Genomic DNA, 16,217 nt, shown 5'->3' with positions numbered 1-16,217 from the left:
CACGAACCGCCCCTTGCCCGACAGAGAGTTGGCGGCATTTTTTGCCTGCATGGTCCAATTTGCCGGGCTCTTTCCCGACTTCTGATCCGCCTCCAGATAAAAAATCCCGGCAAACTGCCATTTGAATTATGGCCCGGTTCTTGCAGTGACATAATCAGTGTTTTGCTATGATTTGGAGAAGCAAGAATGGCAGGCCTTACAACAGCGCTCTATGCGGCAAATACCTCGCTGTATGTAAATTCCCGTGATCTCGATGTCGTTGCGCGCAACATCGCGAACGTAGAGACGCCCGGCTATACCAAGAAGGTGCTCTCGCGCAGCAGCATCGTCTATGGCACCCAGGGTGGTGGCGTCTACGGCAATGGTGTCGACCGGTTTGTGCCGGTAGAGCTGTTGCGGCAGTCCCGTTTTCAGAACTCAGTGACCACATCGCTTGAGCAGACAAGTGTCAGCCTTTCCCGGGTAGAGGTCGCTTTTGGCAACCCGTCAGACGAGAACTCCATCGGCGCGCTGCTTGGCGAGCTTGAGGATGCGTTCCGGCAGGCCGCACTTGAGCCTGAGGATAATCTTCTCCACCTGCAGGTACTGCAAACCGCCCAGCGCTTTACCGAAGAGCTGAACCAGATGACCGATCTGATTCAGGAGGAACGGCGTCAGGCCGAGCTCTCGATCGAGGAAACCGTCGACACGGTCAATGAGCTGGTCTCCGATATTCACCTGCTCAGCGATGAGATCGTACTGGTTCAGGCTGGTGGCGGGGATTCCAGCGACCTCAAGGACAAGCGTGATGCGCTGGTCAACAGCCTCAGTGAAGAGATCGACATCAGCTATTATGAGGAAACCAACGGTCGGATGATTATCTCCCTGACCGATGGCAAGACCTTGCTTGAAAAGCAGCCCTTCGAGCTGACCTTCACCCGCCGCAACGTCACACCGCAATCCTATTATGATCCGGCCATCCCTGCTCCGGGTGCCGGTAGTGGTCTGCTCGGCGGCATTATTATCGACGTGCCGGGCGGCGGTCCGGATATCGATGTCACCTCATCCTTCAGTGGTGGCAAGCTTGGTGGTCTAATTGAAGTTCGAGACGAAATTCTGCCTCAGGCGCAAGCACAGCTTGATGAGCTGGCAACCAACCTGATGGTCCGTTTCGGCGCTATCCGCGATGTGAACGCCGATGCGCCTCTTGATCGGTCGATCTACGAGCTGTTTGTCGATCCCGGCGATACTGCGCTGGGTATTCCCCTCGGCTCGGCAACGGCTTATGCCGATGCTGCGGTTGCCGGTAATGCCCTGCCGCCGCCGGCCTTCAATGAATTTGACTTCGCCGCAGCCGCCCTTGTCGACAATCAGGATGTTGGTCTTGCCGGTCGTATTCAGGTCAATGCCGCCTTCCTCAACAACCAGTTTCTGGTTCGTCAGGGCACATTCTTCCTTGATGCGGGTGAAGGCAACCCGGACCCGATAACCGGCGATCCGCAGTTTCTTGATTCAGATGGCTCGCTGATCCAGCGGGTAATTGACGAGGTCTTTCTGGCCAGCAGCACTGACATGTCCAACGCGGCACTGTTTGGTGCCGGTGGCCCGGCACAGTTCGGTTATCGTACCAGAGGTGTCGGTGCCAATGATGGCTTGTCTACCCGTCTGGAAAACCGCAGCTCTGTGGAGAGTTACACAAACTCGATTGTAGCCTTTCAGGCCAACCAGCTGGATGGTATAAATCAGAGACTGGATTCCGAGAGCTACATTCAGGAACAGGTAGAAAATGAGCTGCTCGGCACGACCGGGGTTAATATCGACCAAGAACTGGCTCGATTGATTGAGATTGAGGCTGCCTATACCGCCTCAAGCCAGATTATAACGACGATCCGACAGTTGTTTGATGACTTGCTGTCCGTTGTTTAACGTAGATTTTGAATAAAGGAGCATCAGAAGATGTCTATCCTGTCCACTTCGCTACAAACCAAAAATCTCCAGACCAATCTCGGGCGTCTGCAACGGGATATCGATCAACTCGTCTGGCAATCAGGAACCGGTAAAAAGACCGATCGCTTTTCCGGTCTCGGGATCAGTGCCCGCAAGTCTCTTGAGTTTCGCTCCACGCTGACAACCTACAGCCGGTACGAAGTCTCAATCAGCCGCACCAATCTTATCCTGCAAAGTCAGGTCAATACGCTGAATGCGCTCGATGATACCCTGAACGATGCCATTGTTGACCTGACGCAGGAATTGAATGGCGCTGATCCGAATTTTGCCCTGATCAACAATACCTTCGAAGCGTATGTTCGTGAGGCCATTGGCCTGATGAATACCCAATATGACGGACGCTATATCTTTGGCGGTCGGGGCACCACCGGTGCCAATGTCATTGCTGGTGAAGAACGCCCTCCGGTTTTCGGTTTCTTCGACGATGCTGCCGTGCCTGATGCAGGCGTTGATAATTACTTCAGCCTGCTGAGTGATCCGGCTACCGGCGTTACCAATGTTGGCATTGATGCTGGTGCTGGTCCTGCCGTTGCTGGCGCAGATCGGGTGATGAAGCGCCTCGACTATATCTTCGATGGCAGTTCCCCGGTGCCGGATGGTCTGCCGGGCGGTCTTGCCGCGGCTGATGCAGCTACGCCAAATGCCGGTGTACCAGCCAATTCCAGCTCATGGTACAATGGTGATATCAATGCTTCCGGTACCGGCTCGGTTTATCTGAATGCCGAAGTATCCGAGAATGTCAGCGTTACCTATAATTCGGTCATCGTTGATCCGGCATCAACCACCACCAGCGGCTTTGAAGATGTACTCAAAGGCCTAAGTCTGTTTGCTCTCCTGCAACCAACAGGTGGCGCAATCAACGAAACCAACCAGACTGATGTGATTGAAGTCTATAACCGGGGTCTGGCGCTGCTCAAGCAAGGGCAGGAAAAGCTGCAGACTGAAGTTCTGAAACTTGGTGAGACACAGGCTTTTGTCGCCCGCCAGGAAGAACGGAATATCGAAATTCAGACCTTTACCGAGATTTCTCTCTCTGAGGTCGAGGATGTCGATCCGGCAAAGGTCGCAACCGACCTGTTCCAGCGTCAGGCGCAGCTGGAAGCCTCCTATTCGATTATTGGCCAGCTTCGCAATCTGCGCCTCAGCAGCTATCTATAAACGCTGGCAACAAGCCATAAAAAAACGGAGCCGATCGGCTCCGTTTTTCTTTGTCTGTTTCAGACTGATCTAGCTGCTGGTCGCCAGGGTTCTGATCTCGCCCTCACCGACCGCACTGGCGTCAGTGCCGGTATCGGTTACATCGCTGACCCCGTTTGCTGGCTGGCCACTGACCACGGTTTGGGTCACAGGTGCCTCAGGTACTGCGCTGGTTGTTGTGGTATCCGTCGCGACAGACGGGCCACTGATATCTGACGCTGTCGGCGCTTCAGGACCAGCTGTGGCAACGCTTGTATCCGCCTCAACCGTAGTCGGGGCGATCTGGGCCAGTTCCGGCGCTGTCTGGAGTTGCTCAACCGCATTGGCATTCTGCTCTGCTGCCGCAGAACCATCGGATGGTGCCACGTTGGCAAAGAAGCTAGAAAGCTCGGTTGGCGAAATCGCCGTACCATTCTGATAGGAAGCAATCCGCCCATCAGATGGAAACTGTCGGGTCACATCGCCGGTTGCCGTGTCACGGAACCGATACAGGACCAGACTGGTATCCACATCAAGCTCAGCCACCGGGCTGATATAGGTGGCATCGGCCAGATCCACGACTGTGTTGTCGACCTGCTGTGTCGTTGTCGACAGCCGACTCTGGTTGCTGCTTGGCTCCGGCGGGCGAAAAGTCGCTGCCGCACTGATATTCAGACCATCACTCATTGACGCTCTCCACTTTCTGTTCTTTTTAAAATAGTATCTCTATGGCGTTTCGTCAATGAAACCGCGGTTTTCGATAACATTATAACCAATCGGCAATGTCGGTTGGGCGGAACACATAACGCTTGCGACTCATGGCTGGATTCAGCATCCTGTCGATCAAGCTGACTGGAGCTTCCGATTGCGAGAAGCTCAGACGCCCGTCGCATTTGGAATTTCGACTCGCAGGGAATCGAGTTTTTCGCGACGCAGAGAGCACAGCAGGCGCAAAGTCAGGATTTCCCTTGCTTTTCACTTGACCGCGCTAGGCAAAAAATGCCGCCTATGCTATGTGAATTGTAATTTTGCGGGCATTTGCCTGCAATAACGCACCCAAGTCGGCACAACGTTTGCAAGATAGATTTGTCAGATACGTGTGAGGGCGGGATCGAACGTGAATAATTTTTTGGAAACCATACGCAATCTTGGTCTGCCACGCATCGCGGTGCTGACCGGCATCTCTGTCGGATTGCTGATTTTCTTCATCTATATCTCCACGCGTCTCGCCACGCCGGAGTTTTCGCTGCTGTTTGATGACCTGCAGGCCGCAGATGCCGGGGCAATCACCCAACAGCTCGATGCCACCAATGTGCCGTACAAGATCAGCGTCGACGGTCGCCGGATTTCCGTGCCGAATGATCAGGTCGGCAGGCTGCGCATGCAGCTGGCCCAGAATGGCCTGCCGACCGGTGGTTCCGTTGGCTTCAGCCAGCTGTTCGACGATCCACCCGGCCTCGGTGTGACCACCAAGGTTCTGAACATCAACGAAGTGCGCGCCCTGCAGGGTGAGCTGGAAATGACCATCGCCTCCATGGATGATGTGCGCCGCACCCGTGTCCATCTGGTGCTACCCCAGCGCCGTATCTTCGAACGCGATCGCCAGCAGCCGCGCGCCAGCGTGTTCCTCGAACTGGAACAGGGCGCCCAGCTTGACCGCGAAGCCATTTCCGCCATCCAGCAGGTTGTCGCCTTCTCGATCCCTGATCTCGATCCCGGCCAGGTTGCCGTCAGCGACAGCAAGGGCCAGATGCTGGCCAGCCCGAGCGATGAGAACAGCCTCGCCGGTGTGATGAGCGAGACCGAAGATCGCCGCCGTGCCCGTGAGCGGGAACTGATCAACAAGATCGAGGACGTGATCTTCCCGAAGGTAGGTGTCGGCAATGCCCGTATCCAGCTCTCGGCTGATATGGATTTTGACCGGGTGACCGAGAACGAAGTGATTTTCGACACCGAGAATATCTTCGTTGCCAGTGATCAGGAAGTGGTGGAAAGCCGCGAGAGCAATGAATTTGAAGGCCCGGAGCCGGTAACGGTTGAGGAGAATATTCCGAATGCCGATCCGCTTGCCGGTCCGAATGCCTCAGCCTTCACCCGTGAGAGCCGTGAGGAAGTCACCACCAACCGCGAGGTGCCACGCACCGAACGCATGGTGGTCCGTCAGGTCGGCCAGATACGCCGTCTGAACATCTCGGTACTGGTTGACGGCACCTATGTCACCGATGCCGATGGCAATCAGGTCTACCAGCCCCGGACACAGGATGAACTCGATGCCCTTGGCCGTCTGGCCCAGGCAGCGGTTGGCTTCAGCCAGGAACGTGGCGACAGCATCGTCGTTGAGAACCTGCAATTCGAGCGTGATCCGCTGCTGTTCCCCGATCCGGATGCCGGCAAGCTGTTCGGTATTCCGATCGTCGAGCTGCGTCGTCTGAGCGAAATTCTGATCCTGGCGCTGGTTGCGGTGCTGGTGCTGTTGCTGATTGTCCGCCCGATGGTCAATCGCCTGCTGACCCCGGCCACGGCAACCGCTGGCGGACCGGATGATATCGGCCTGCTGACCGATCAGTCCGGCGATATGCAGGCCCTGACCGGCCCCGGTGGCGAGGATGGCGATCTCGGCGATGTCGAGAGCCAGCTTGAACAGATGATCAATATCTCGCAGGTCGAGGGGCGTGTTCGCGCCTCGTCGTTGCGCAAGATTGGCGAGATTGTCGAGAAACACCCTGAGGAAGCCGTCGCGATCCTGCGCAACTGGCTGTACGAGGGACGGGAATCTTGAGGATATTATCGTCCGCCTGGGTTAGCCTGAGTGGATGGCAATGTGAGAAAAATCGGGCTGACACATCGGTTGTCAGCCAAAGTTGAATGAAGGCGTCGAGATGTCCGAAGTCGCACTGAATGAAGACGGCACACCAAAGGAACAGGTCAAGGAACTGTCCGGCCCGGAGAAGGCTGCCGTTCTGACGCTGTCCTTGAGTGACGAGCATACGGCTACCCTGCTCTCCTATATGGATGATGAGGAGATCAAGGAGCTGTCGCAGGTGATGGCCAATCTCGGCTCGATCCATGCCAGTCAGGTCGAGAAACTCTATATGGAGTTTGCCGAGAAAATCTCCGATACCGGTTCTCTCGTCGGCACCATCGACAGCACCGAACGCCTGCTGACCAAGGTACTGGGCGCGGACAAGGTTTCCTCGATCATGGAGGAAATTCGCGGTCCTGCCGGTCGTACCATGTGGGACAAGCTGAGCAACGTGAACGAGCAGGTCCTCGCCAACTACCTGAAGAACGAGTATCCGCAGACCGTTGCCGTCGTGCTCTCGAAAATCCGCCCGGACAACGCCGCGCGGGTTATCGCACTGCTGCCCGAGAGCTTCGCCATGGAAGTCATCATGCGGATGCTGCGCATGGAGAACGTCCAGAAAGAGGTTCTCGACGATGTCGAGCGCACCCTGCGCAACGAGTTCATGTCGAACCTGGCCCGCGCGACCCGCCGTGACAGCCACGAGATGATGGCCGATATCTTCAACTTCCTCGACCGCGCCTCCGAGGCCCGCTTCCTCGGTGCCCTCGAGGAACGCAACCGCGACAGCGCCGAGCGCATCAAGGCGCTCATGTTCACCTTCGAGGATCTTGGCAATCTCGATCCGGCTGGTGCCCAGGCGCTTATCCGTACCGTCGACAAGACCAAACTGGCACTGGCGATGAAAGGTGCGAGCGAAACCCTGCGCGACCTGTTCTTCTCGAACATGTCCGAACGCGCGGCCAAGATCCTGCGCGAGGACATGCAGGCGATGGGCCCGGTACGTGTCCGCGATGTGGACGACGCCCAGCAGCTTCTCGTCAATACCGCCAAGGAACTGGCGGACAAGGGCGAAATCGTCATTGCCGATGGCAAGGGCGACGATCAGTTGCTGTATTGATGATGAATATGGCTATGGGCACAGGAACAGGACCGGGCATCTCGTGAGCAATATGAAAAAGTTCATGTTCGACAATGCCATCTTCGATCCACCGATCGAGGACGACCTTGAGCCTGACCAGGAGACTGCGGAACAGGCCGAGCCGGAAGTGCCACCCCCGCCGGGTGTGACGCTGGATGAGCTGCGCCGTGCCCGCGAGGAAGCCTTTGAACAGGGTATCGCCGCTGGCAAGCAGACCGCTGAGGCCATGGCGCAAGACCAGACCTCAGCCGCCCTGCAGCACATGGCGCGGGTGCTTGACTACATGCTGCAGACAGACAGCAATGAGCGCCGCAATCTCGAACGCCAGATCATTGACGGCGCCATGGTCGTGGCACGCCGGCTGTTTCCCGTGCTGGTTGAACAGGGAAAGATCGAACAGCTGGGCCGCTTCGCCCGCGATGTATTGAATGACCATTCCGATGAGCGGGAAATCCTGATCGCCGTCCCGGTCGGCACGGCCAATACCGTCCGCAATGACCTCAATGACATGCTGGTGTCCCGCGGTCTGACCGAGCGGGTCAAGATTGTCGAGGACAAGACGCTGGGGCCAAGCGATTGTCGGGCGAGCTGGGCCGATGGCGGGGCCAACATGCTGGTTGACCGTATCTGGAAGGCCGTGGAACAGGCCGCCGAACAAGCGCTGGCCACGGCAGCAGCCGACAGCATCCTCGATCATCACGAGGCTGATCAGGCCCCGGATGCCGCTGATTTGATTCGCGATCCCGGTCCGTCACCCGTTGCCTTCACCGCAGTTGAAGACACACCGGCGGCGGAAAAACCCGATTTTTCCACCTTACCCGACTGGTTGGCCGCCAAAATAGCGGAAGAACCGTCACATATTGCCCGTGAATTGGGCCATCAACCGGCTACCACTTCTGCAGACGCAGACAAGGACGCAGAATTGGTGCAGGAAGATGTATCTGGTAATGACCAACAAGATGATAGTGCACCACCGGAAACCGATGATCCCAATCGGCCGGTTGATGAAGGAGCCGTATAATGTCTGATGAAAACGATCTGGCCCTCCAGGATCTGGATGCCGTAACCAAAGCACTCGATGACAATATGGGCAGCGGTGGCAGCAGCAATCCCGGCCAGACCAAGGAACTCGATGCGATCTACGATATCCCGGTGCAGATTTCCGCTGTACTCGGCAAATCCTCCATGCAGGTCAGCCAGTTGCTGAAACTGGGTCGTGGCGCTGTTGTGGAACTCGACCGCAAGGTCGGTGAGCCGATCGACATCTATGTGAACAACCGTCTGGTTGCCCGTGGTGAGGTTGTGGTGGTTGAGGATCGTCTCGGCGTCACCATGACTGAGATCATCAAATCCGACCGGGCCACGTAAACTATCCGCATCTGCCACAAGAGGTGGCACCGCCAGCCCGATTTGACGTCAGTTGAGGGGGCATGAATTGAAGCTGGCAAAACCGATGTCAACCGAGTTGGGCGCAACAAGAACCCGACACCGGCAAATCTGGGGCAAACGCCGATCATGATCGAACGCAGAACTATTGATTTAACAACCGTATTGGGCCTGATTTTCGCCTTTGCCCTTATTGTTGGCGCAATTATGAGCGGTGGCTCTATCGGCTCATTCTTCAACCTGCCATCGGTCCTGATCGTGATACTCGGCACGATGGCCGTGACCGCTGTTTCCTTTGCAGGCAGCGAACTGAAGGTGACGCCACGGCTGTTGAACAATGCGGTTTTCAAGAAGGTCAGTGATCCGGTTGTCATTGGCACCCAGATGATTGAACTGTCCGAGCAGGCACGCAAAAGCGGCCCACTGTCGCTCGAAAGCCGTCTCGGCGACCTGCGCGGCAACCCGTTCCTGTTCAAATCGATCGGTCTGATTGTCGACGGCATTCCCGGTGATGATATCGAGCAGGTCCTGAACAGCGAGATCGAAGCGGATCACAGCCGCACCCAGCGGGCGATTTCGATTATCAAGCGATCGGCAGAGGTGGCCCCGGCCATGGGCCTGATCGGTACGCTGGTTGGTCTGGTGCAGATGCTGGCAAACCTTGAAGACCCCTCGACCATTGGCCCCGCGATGGCGGTCGCACTTCTGACCACCTTCTACGGTGCGGTGCTGGGCACCATGATGCTGACCCCGCTCGCCGGCAAGCTCGAGCGGAATGCCAATGAGGACAACCTGACCAAGCGCATCTTTGCGGTTGGTGCGGCCTCGATTGCCCGGCAGGAAAACCCGCGCCGACTGGAAATGCTGCTGAATACGATCCTGCCGCCAGAAAAGCGGATCAGCTACTTTGAATAAGCCGGGCCTGTTGTCCCGTACACCTTAACTGGAGCCGAATTACCAATGCGTCTGTTGATTGTTGCCAAGCTGGAAGGTCACATCAGCGAAGCTGCGCATCTGGCCATGCAGCGCGGCGCCAAGGTTTCGCAGACCGAGACGGTGGATCAGGCGCTCGCGGCCCTGCGCGGCAAGCAGAGCGCCGATCTGGTCATGATCGATGTCGGCCTCGAAATCTCCCGCCTGATCAAGAGCCTGGAGCAGGAGCGCATCAGCACCACCGTTGTCGCCTGCGGTGTCGGCACCGATGCACAGGCTGCCGTGCGCGCGATTCAGGCCGGGGCCAAGGAATATGTCCCCCTGCCCCCGAATGCCGAGCTGATTGCAGCCATTCTGGAATCCGTGGTCGAGGAAAGCCACGAGATCGTTACCCGCGATCCGGCCATGGCCGCAGTGTTAAAGGTTGCCGATCAGGTCGCCCCGTCCGATGCCAGCGTGCTGATTACCGGTGAAAGCGGTACCGGTAAGGAGCTGATGGCCCGCTACGTCCACCGCAAATCAAAGCGCAAGGACAAGGCGTTCGTCTCGCTCAACTGTGCGGCGATCCCGGATAACCTGCTGGAATCCGAACTGTTCGGTCATGAGAAAGGCGCCTTTACCGGGGCCGTTGCCCGGCGGATCGGCAAGTTCGAGGAAGCCGATGGCGGCACGCTGTTCCTTGACGAGATCAGCGAAATGGATTTGCGCCTGCAGGCCAAGCTGCTGCGCGCCATTCAGGAGCGGGAGATTGACCGCCTCGGCGGCAAGCAGCCAATCCCTGTCGATATCCGTATCGTGGCCACCAGCAACCGCAATATGGAAAAGGAGATTCAGGAAGGTACCTTCCGCGAGGATCTGTATTTCCGCCTCAATGTCCTTAACCTTGAGCTGCCATCCCTTCGTGAGCGGCCACAGGATATCATGCTTATCGCCAATCACTTTGTTGGCAAATACAGCGAAGCCAATGGCCTGCCGCGCAAACCGATTTCCGACGAGGCGGCAAAGCAGCTTCAGAACCACCACTGGCGCGGCAATGTCCGGGAGCTGGAAAACACCATGCATCGGGCCGTCTTGTTATGCACCGGTGATGAGATCGACACCAATGCGGTCATGCTGACCGGTGCCAAACCGCAATCGACCGCCAGCCCGGTCGCACAGGCCGCCGACCGCGTTGCAGCCCAGAATGCGCCGAGAGAAAGTGCAGCGGATGCAGATGACGCCGCCGCCAATATCACTGCCTCCGGCCTTGTTGGTCGCACGGTGGCCGAGGTCGAACGCGACCTGATCCTCGAAACCCTGAGCCATACGCTGGGCAACCGGACCCATGCCGCCAATATTCTCGGCATTTCCATCCGCACCCTGCGCAACAAGCTCAAGCAATATGCCGATGATGGCGCAGACGTCCCGGGTCCCGGTGACGCTGATCCGGCGATGAGTTAGGCCGATGACCGATCAGAGCAATCAGGCACCAACCACCGGCGGCCTTCCCAGTCTCGGTACGCTGAACAAAACGCTGCGCAGCTATCTGCGTGGTGATATTGCGCTGGCCCTTGGTCTGGTCGCCATTCTGGTGGTGCTGATCCTGCCGATGCCGACCTGGCTGCTTGATGCCAGTCTGGCGCTGTCGATCACCTTCTCGGTGCTGATCCTGATGACCGTGCTGTTCATCGAACGGCCACTGGAATTCAGCTCATTCCCATCGATCCTGCTGATCGCCACCATGTTGCGGCTGGCGCTGAACCTCGCCTCGACCCGCCTGATCCTTGCCGGTGGCCATGACGGCACCGATGCCGCCGGTCAGGTGATTCAGGCATTCGGCCAGTTCGTCATGCAGGGTAATTTTGTCATCGGCATTATTGTCTTCGGCATTCTGGTGCTGGTGAACTTCATCGTTATCACCAAAGGTTCCGGACGTATCGCCGAGGTGGCCGCCCGCTTTACCCTTGATGCCATGCCCGGCAAGCAGATGGCAATCGACGCCGATCTTTCTGCCGGTCTGATTGATGAGGACACCGCGCGCACCCGCCGGAAAGACCTCGAGGACGAGAGCACCTTCTTCGGTGCCATGGATGGTGCCGCAAAGTTCGTGCGTGGTGACGCCATTGCCGGCCTGCTGATCGTGTTCATCAACGTCATCGGCGGTATCATCATTGGTGTAGCACAGCAGGAAATGACCTTCGGCGAAGCAGCTAACAACTATACCCTGCTGACCGTCGGTGATGGTCTGGTCAGCCAGATCCCGTCGCTGATCGTTTCTGTTGCCGCCGGTATGCTGGTCTCCAAGGCCGGTATCAGTGGTTCTGCCGACAAAGCGGTCTTCGGTCAGCTCAGCGCCTATCCGAGCGCCCTCGGCCTAAGCTCGATCCTGATGGTCTCCATGGCTCTGCTGCCGGGCATCCCGATGATCCCCTTCCTCGGACTGGCCGGGGTAACCGGCGGAGCCGCCTTCATGCTCCAGCGACGGCGAACCGAAGTCGAGATCGAGATCGAACAGGAAGCCAAGGAAGCGGCACAGGCCGTACCGATTGCCGAGGAACCGATCTCGGCAACACTGGCGATTGACAGCATCCGGCTTGAGCTGGGCTATGGCCTGCTGACCCTGATGAACCAGGCAGAGGGCAGTCGCCTGACCGACCAGATACGCGGCCTGCGCCGACAGCTTGCCGGCGAAATGGGCTTTGTCCTGCCGCCGGTCAGAATTCAGGACAACCTGCAACTGCCCGCCACCGGTTACGTGGTCCGGATCAAGGAGATCGAGGCAGGCGAAGGTGAAATCCTGCCGAACATGCTGCTCTGTATGGACCCCAAGGGTGACAAGATCGCCCTGCCGGGTCAGGAGACAACCGAGCCGACCTTCGGCCTGCCTGCCATGTGGATCGACCAGCAGCATCGCGAGGAAGCGATGTTCAAAGGCTATACCGTGGTTGATCCATCGACGGTGATCACCACCCACCTCACCGAGGTGGTCAAGGATCACATGGCCGAGTTGCTGTCCTATGCCGAGACCCAGAAGCTGCTCGACGAAATGCCACGCGAGCACCAGAAACTGGTGGCCGATGTGGTGCCAAGCCAGATCACCATTGGTGGCCTGCAGCGGGTACTGCAGAACCTGATCGGTGAGCGTATCTCGATCCGGGATATGCCTGGCATCCTTGAGGGCGTGGCCGAGGCGAGCGCCTTTACCCGCAACCTGACCATGATCACCGAGCATGTGCGCAGCCGGATCGCCCGGCAGATTTCCGAGGCGAATACCAACAGTCAGGGCGTATTGCCACTGCTCACCTTGTCACCGGAATGGGAACAGGCGTTTCAGGAGAGCCTGATCGGCGGCGATGACGAGCGCCAGCTCTCCATGGCTCCGACCAAGCTGCAGGAATTCATCAACGCGGTTCGCGAAGCCTATGAGCGCCATGCCATGATGGGCGAAATGCCGGTGCTGCTGACCAGCCCGCAAATCCGCCCCTATGTGCGCTCGATCATCGAACGTTTCCGTCCATCGACCATGGTGATGTCCCAGAACGAGGTACATCCGAAGGCCAAGATCAAGACGCTGGGGCAAATCTGATCCCGTATCTAGCCAACCGTCCCGTCTGGTTAGGTTGCTCTGCCGGTCTTTCCACGCCATGCTAAACGGGCTATAGGCTGCACACAGCTTTTCATGTCATCACTCTTCTGCACTCACGGTTTCAATGCGCATTAAATCCTTCACCGCCGCCTCCATGGGCGAGGCCATGGAACAGGTCAAACAGGCGCTCGGTGAGGATGCAATCATCGTCTCGACCCGTGAGAACCCGGATACCGGTACGTTTCGCGTGACCGCCGCACTCGATGATGGCGGTGATGACGGGTATGAGGAAGCGCTCGACGATCACCCGGCAGCACTCCGCGATACCGGTGATGCCGCAGAATATGAAGCCACCGCGCCCGAGCCAGAGGATATGGATGACGAGGACCCACCGGACCTCGACGGCATGTTGCTGACCCCGGAATCACTGGCCCGACCACAGCAGCCAGCGTCCGAACCAGCCCCCGCCAAACAGAAGCCGAAAGCCAAGGCGAAGGCAAAAGCGGATGATACTGCACCACAGCGGCCACGTCCCCTGCCCGACTGGGTCCGCGCCCATGAGGAACCGGAGTTCATCCATCACCTCGCCGACAGCTGCTATTCCCTTCTGATCGATCATGGCACACCGCGCCGTCTGGCCCGAGTGATCGGTGACAAGATCGATGAGGAACTGGCCCGGGTCCGTGCCCGTCACGAGGCGGAACCCAGCATCCTGAATGCCCTCAGTTATGGGCTCGGTCGCCACTTCTCATTCCAGACACCGGCCGAGCTCTGGACCGAGCGCCCGCTGATCATGGTCGGGCCCCATGGCAGCGGCAAGACACTGGCGCTGGCCAAGATGGCCGCCCGTTCGGTCCTGCGCGGCCTGCAACCGGTGGTGATTACCACAGACGTGGTTCGTGCCGGTGCCATCGAGCAGCTTGCCGCCTTTACCCGGATCATGGGCATCGACCTGAAGACCGCCGACGAACCGGCCAGCCTGCAGGAATTGCTGCAATCCCTGCCGGAAGAGCGGCATCAGGTGCTGATCGATACCGCTGCGGTCAATCCGTTCGATCAGGAGGCGGTTGACCTGCTGGGCGAGATGGTCGCCATCGCCAAGGCCGAACCAATGATCGTGCTTGCCGCCGGTACCGACCCGGTTGAAGCCGGGACCATTGCCACTACTTTACGTGCTGTGGGTGCGCGTCATCTGATTGCCACCCGCCTTGATGCAACGACCCGGTTTGGCAGTTTGCTTGCCGCAGCCGACCTTGGCAGGTTACACTTCGCCTATCTGGGACGGTCAACGAGCGTCACAGCCGGCCTGCAGGAAGCACAGCCGGAAACGCTGGCCGAACTGCTAGCGGCGAAAGGCGGAGTCTCACGGTCATAGAAAATGATCTGACCCGAGCCTGGACACGGCAGCAGCTATCGATCGCCAGTGCGACACGATAAAGGATGGTTGCGCTATGTCCGATGCTCTACCGATTATCCCCCTGACGGCCACAGGCGCGCGCAGCGGCAATCTGTTGGGTCTGCCGGGACAGCCATTCCCGCTTGGCACCGTCGCACTTGAGCAGTTGCCCCCCAATCTGCAATCTCTCAATCGCCAGTTGTTGCTGACCGGTCAATTACAGCTGGTAACCGAAGGCGGCACCGGCACCACCGCATCCGGGGCCCTGCCGGAGGGTGAAGGCAGCCTGTTCCGCCTTACCACCTCATCGGGTGATATTCTGCTGCGAACCACGCTCAATCTACGGCCCGGCTCCGGCTTCATGTTACAGATACCAGCGGGCAATCCACCACGCGGCGGCGTGCTGTTGACGACACCACCACCGGTCAGCGGTACTCCCGGTCAGACAGCAGCAGCAGGCACCATACCGCCCCCTGCTACACCGGCAACCGGCCCGGTGGTCCAGAGCACGCCGGTCAGCCTGCCACTGCTGCAGGTCGGACAAACGACCACTGCACAGCTTCTGCCCACGGCGACACCAACAACCACGGCAAGCGGCCAACCCGCTGCGGCCACTGCAGCCACACCCGGCTCATCGGCCATACCTGCCGCCGCACCGCCTGCCGTATCGGCGAATTTCTCCAGCACCTTGCTGGCCAGCCTGCTCAGCAATGCCAATCCTGATAGCGCTACCGCACGTGCCATTACTGGCGGTGAGGCCGGTTCACGGATTGCCTCTGCGACAACTACACCAGCACAGTCCAGTGCCGCCACCGCGTCACCATCGGTGCCATCGGCAGCAACCGGCAACGCCACTTCCCCCTTTGGTCAGGCGAATAATCTCGGCGATATCCGCATTCTGGCGATCAGCCGCCCCGGCCAGCCGGTGCCATCGGCCCCTACCGGCAATCAAGGGGCTGTCATTACCGCCAGCGTCGTACAGAGCAGCCCAGAAGGGCCGACCCTGCTGAAATTCGGTGAACAACTTCTGCTGTTGCAGGCAAAAGGCGATTTCCCACCCGGCACCCGTGTCCAGCTAAGCCTACCGACCCAGCTGGCGCAGGCCACGGTGACCGATAGTGATCCGCTGATTACCGGTGGGCGCTGGGGCACGCTGGAGGAAACCGCGAAGTTCCTGCAAGCGGTCAACCCGACAACGGCGCAGACCCTGATGAGCGCGATTCCGCAGATCGGTGCGGCTAATCTGGGTACCAGCATGGTGTTCTTCATGGCCGCCCTGCGCCTCGGCGATGTCCGGGCCTGGATCGGTGAGAATACCCTCAGAAGCCTTGAGCGCTATGGCAACAAGGATCTGCGTGACCGGCTGACCGATGATTTCGGTCGAATATCGAAACTGACCGATGATCCCCTGCCCGGCAACTGGCGTCCGATGAGCATGCCGCTGGCCAATCAGGGAGAGATCGGCCTGATCAATTTCTACATCAAGCCGGTCAATGATGAGGAAGAACAGCAGAGCGGTGGCGAAGGTGACGAGAACAAGTCCGGGAACAAGGAAACCCGCTTCCTGATTGATATGGATATGTCCCAGCTCGGCCCGCTGCAAATCGACGGTCTTGCCCAGCCCGGTCAGGTCGATGTCATTCTGCGCTCCAAAACCAGCTTCCCGCTGGATATGCGTCAGGAGTTGCAGGCGCTGTTCCGTGACATTCTCGATGCCCGCGGCATGCAGGGTGGCGTTACCTTCCGCCATAATGGCGAAGGCTGGATCACCCTTACCCGTGCTAAGTGGAAACAGGCACAGGACGAGCCGGTTTCACCGTTTACCGCCTAG

At 58.5% G+C, this 16,217-nt stretch carries 12 protein-coding genes; 11 read left to right on the top strand and 1 reads right to left on the bottom strand.

Going from position 1 to position 16,217, the window contains the following annotated elements:
* The first annotated feature begins 186 nt into the window (after positions 1-186).
* Positions 187-1,905 carry a flagellar hook-associated protein FlgK gene (locus CBB62_15070; protein ID OUT39677.1) on the top strand — a complete coding sequence of 573 codons (1,719 nt, stop codon included), beginning with the start codon at positions 187-189 and terminating at the stop codon, positions 1,903-1,905.
* 30 nt (positions 1,906-1,935) lie between these two features.
* Positions 1,936-3,144 carry a hypothetical protein gene (locus tag CBB62_15065; protein OUT39676.1) on the top strand — a complete coding sequence of 403 codons (1,209 nt, stop codon included), beginning with the start codon at positions 1,936-1,938 and terminating at the stop codon, positions 3,142-3,144.
* Positions 3,145-3,213: 69 nt separating this feature from the next.
* On the opposite strand, the gene CBB62_15060 is transcribed toward CBB62_15065, so the two are convergent.
* Entirely contained in the window at positions 3,214-3,849 is a 636-nt protein-coding gene (locus CBB62_15060) for a hypothetical protein (GenBank protein ID OUT39675.1), read from the bottom strand.
* Between the two features lie 397 nt (positions 3,850-4,246).
* Here CBB62_15060 and CBB62_15055 point away from each other — a divergent pair, with 397 nt between their 5' ends.
* From CBB62_15055 to CBB62_15015, 9 genes are all read left to right on the top strand, one after another.
* A complete protein-coding gene (locus tag CBB62_15055; protein ID OUT39674.1) occupies positions 4,247-5,941 on the top strand; it encodes a flagellar M-ring protein FliF in 1,695 nt (564 codons plus the stop codon).
* 100 nt (positions 5,942-6,041) lie between these two features.
* Positions 6,042-7,085, top strand: coding sequence for a flagellar motor switch protein FliG (locus tag CBB62_15050; GenBank protein OUT39846.1), 1,044 nt, complete (start codon positions 6,042-6,044; stop codon positions 7,083-7,085).
* A 52-nt stretch (positions 7,086-7,137) separates the two neighbouring features.
* A complete protein-coding gene (locus tag CBB62_15045) occupies positions 7,138-8,127 on the top strand; it encodes a hypothetical protein (GenBank protein OUT39673.1) in 990 nt (329 codons plus the stop codon).
* Complete coding sequence (locus tag CBB62_15040) at positions 8,127-8,474, top strand: flagellar motor switch protein FliN (protein OUT39672.1); 348 nt, start codon at positions 8,127-8,129, stop codon at positions 8,472-8,474. The genes CBB62_15045 and CBB62_15040 overlap by 1 nt, the downstream gene beginning before the upstream one ends.
* Before the next feature lie 147 nt (positions 8,475-8,621).
* Entirely contained in the window at positions 8,622-9,407 is a 786-nt protein-coding gene (locus CBB62_15035) for a flagellar motor protein MotA (GenBank protein ID OUT39671.1), read from the top strand.
* A 45-nt stretch (positions 9,408-9,452) separates the two neighbouring features.
* Positions 9,453-10,865: a sigma-54-dependent Fis family transcriptional regulator gene (locus tag CBB62_15030; GenBank protein OUT39670.1), complete on the top strand. Its 1,413-nt coding sequence runs from the start codon at positions 9,453-9,455 to the stop codon at positions 10,863-10,865.
* A gap of 4 nt (positions 10,866-10,869) precedes the next feature.
* Positions 10,870-12,990 (top strand): flagellar biosynthesis protein FlhA, encoded by a 2,121-nt coding sequence (locus tag CBB62_15025; GenBank protein OUT39669.1) that lies wholly within the window; start codon positions 10,870-10,872, stop codon positions 12,988-12,990.
* A gap of 124 nt (positions 12,991-13,114) precedes the next feature.
* Positions 13,115-14,365 (top strand): hypothetical protein, encoded by a 1,251-nt coding sequence (locus tag CBB62_15020; GenBank protein ID OUT39668.1) that lies wholly within the window; start codon positions 13,115-13,117, stop codon positions 14,363-14,365.
* 76 nt (positions 14,366-14,441) lie between these two features.
* Positions 14,442-16,217, top strand: a complete 1,776-nt coding sequence (locus tag CBB62_15015; GenBank protein OUT39667.1) for a hypothetical protein — start codon at positions 14,442-14,444, stop codon at positions 16,215-16,217.

The sequence above is a fragment of the Micavibrio sp. TMED2 genome (assembly GCA_002168225.1).
Taxonomy (GTDB): domain Bacteria; phylum Pseudomonadota; class Alphaproteobacteria; order TMED2; family TMED2; genus TMED2.
Note: the sequence above shows the minus strand (reverse complement) of the source record. Positions and strands in the feature narration are given on the sequence as shown.

Coding starts and splice junctions, on each gene's coding strand:
- CBB62_15070 (OUT39677.1), top strand. CDS start 187: ATGGCAGGCCTTACAACAGCGCTCTATGCGGCAAATACCTCGCTGTAT.
- CBB62_15065 (OUT39676.1), top strand. CDS start 1,936: ATGTCTATCCTGTCCACTTCGCTACAAACCAAAAATCTCCAGACCAAT.
- CBB62_15060 (OUT39675.1), bottom strand. CDS start 3,849: ATGAGTGATGGTCTGAATATCAGTGCGGCAGCGACTTTTCGCCCGCCG.
- CBB62_15050 (OUT39846.1), top strand. CDS start 6,042: ATGTCCGAAGTCGCACTGAATGAAGACGGCACACCAAAGGAACAGGTC.
- CBB62_15045 (OUT39673.1), top strand. CDS start 7,138: ATGAAAAAGTTCATGTTCGACAATGCCATCTTCGATCCACCGATCGAG.
- CBB62_15040 (OUT39672.1), top strand. CDS start 8,127: ATGTCTGATGAAAACGATCTGGCCCTCCAGGATCTGGATGCCGTAACC.
- CBB62_15035 (OUT39671.1), top strand. CDS start 8,622: ATGATCGAACGCAGAACTATTGATTTAACAACCGTATTGGGCCTGATT.
- CBB62_15030 (OUT39670.1), top strand. CDS start 9,453: ATGCGTCTGTTGATTGTTGCCAAGCTGGAAGGTCACATCAGCGAAGCT.
- CBB62_15025 (OUT39669.1), top strand. CDS start 10,870: ATGACCGATCAGAGCAATCAGGCACCAACCACCGGCGGCCTTCCCAGT.
- CBB62_15020 (OUT39668.1), top strand. CDS start 13,115: ATGCGCATTAAATCCTTCACCGCCGCCTCCATGGGCGAGGCCATGGAA.
- CBB62_15015 (OUT39667.1), top strand. CDS start 14,442: ATGTCCGATGCTCTACCGATTATCCCCCTGACGGCCACAGGCGCGCGC.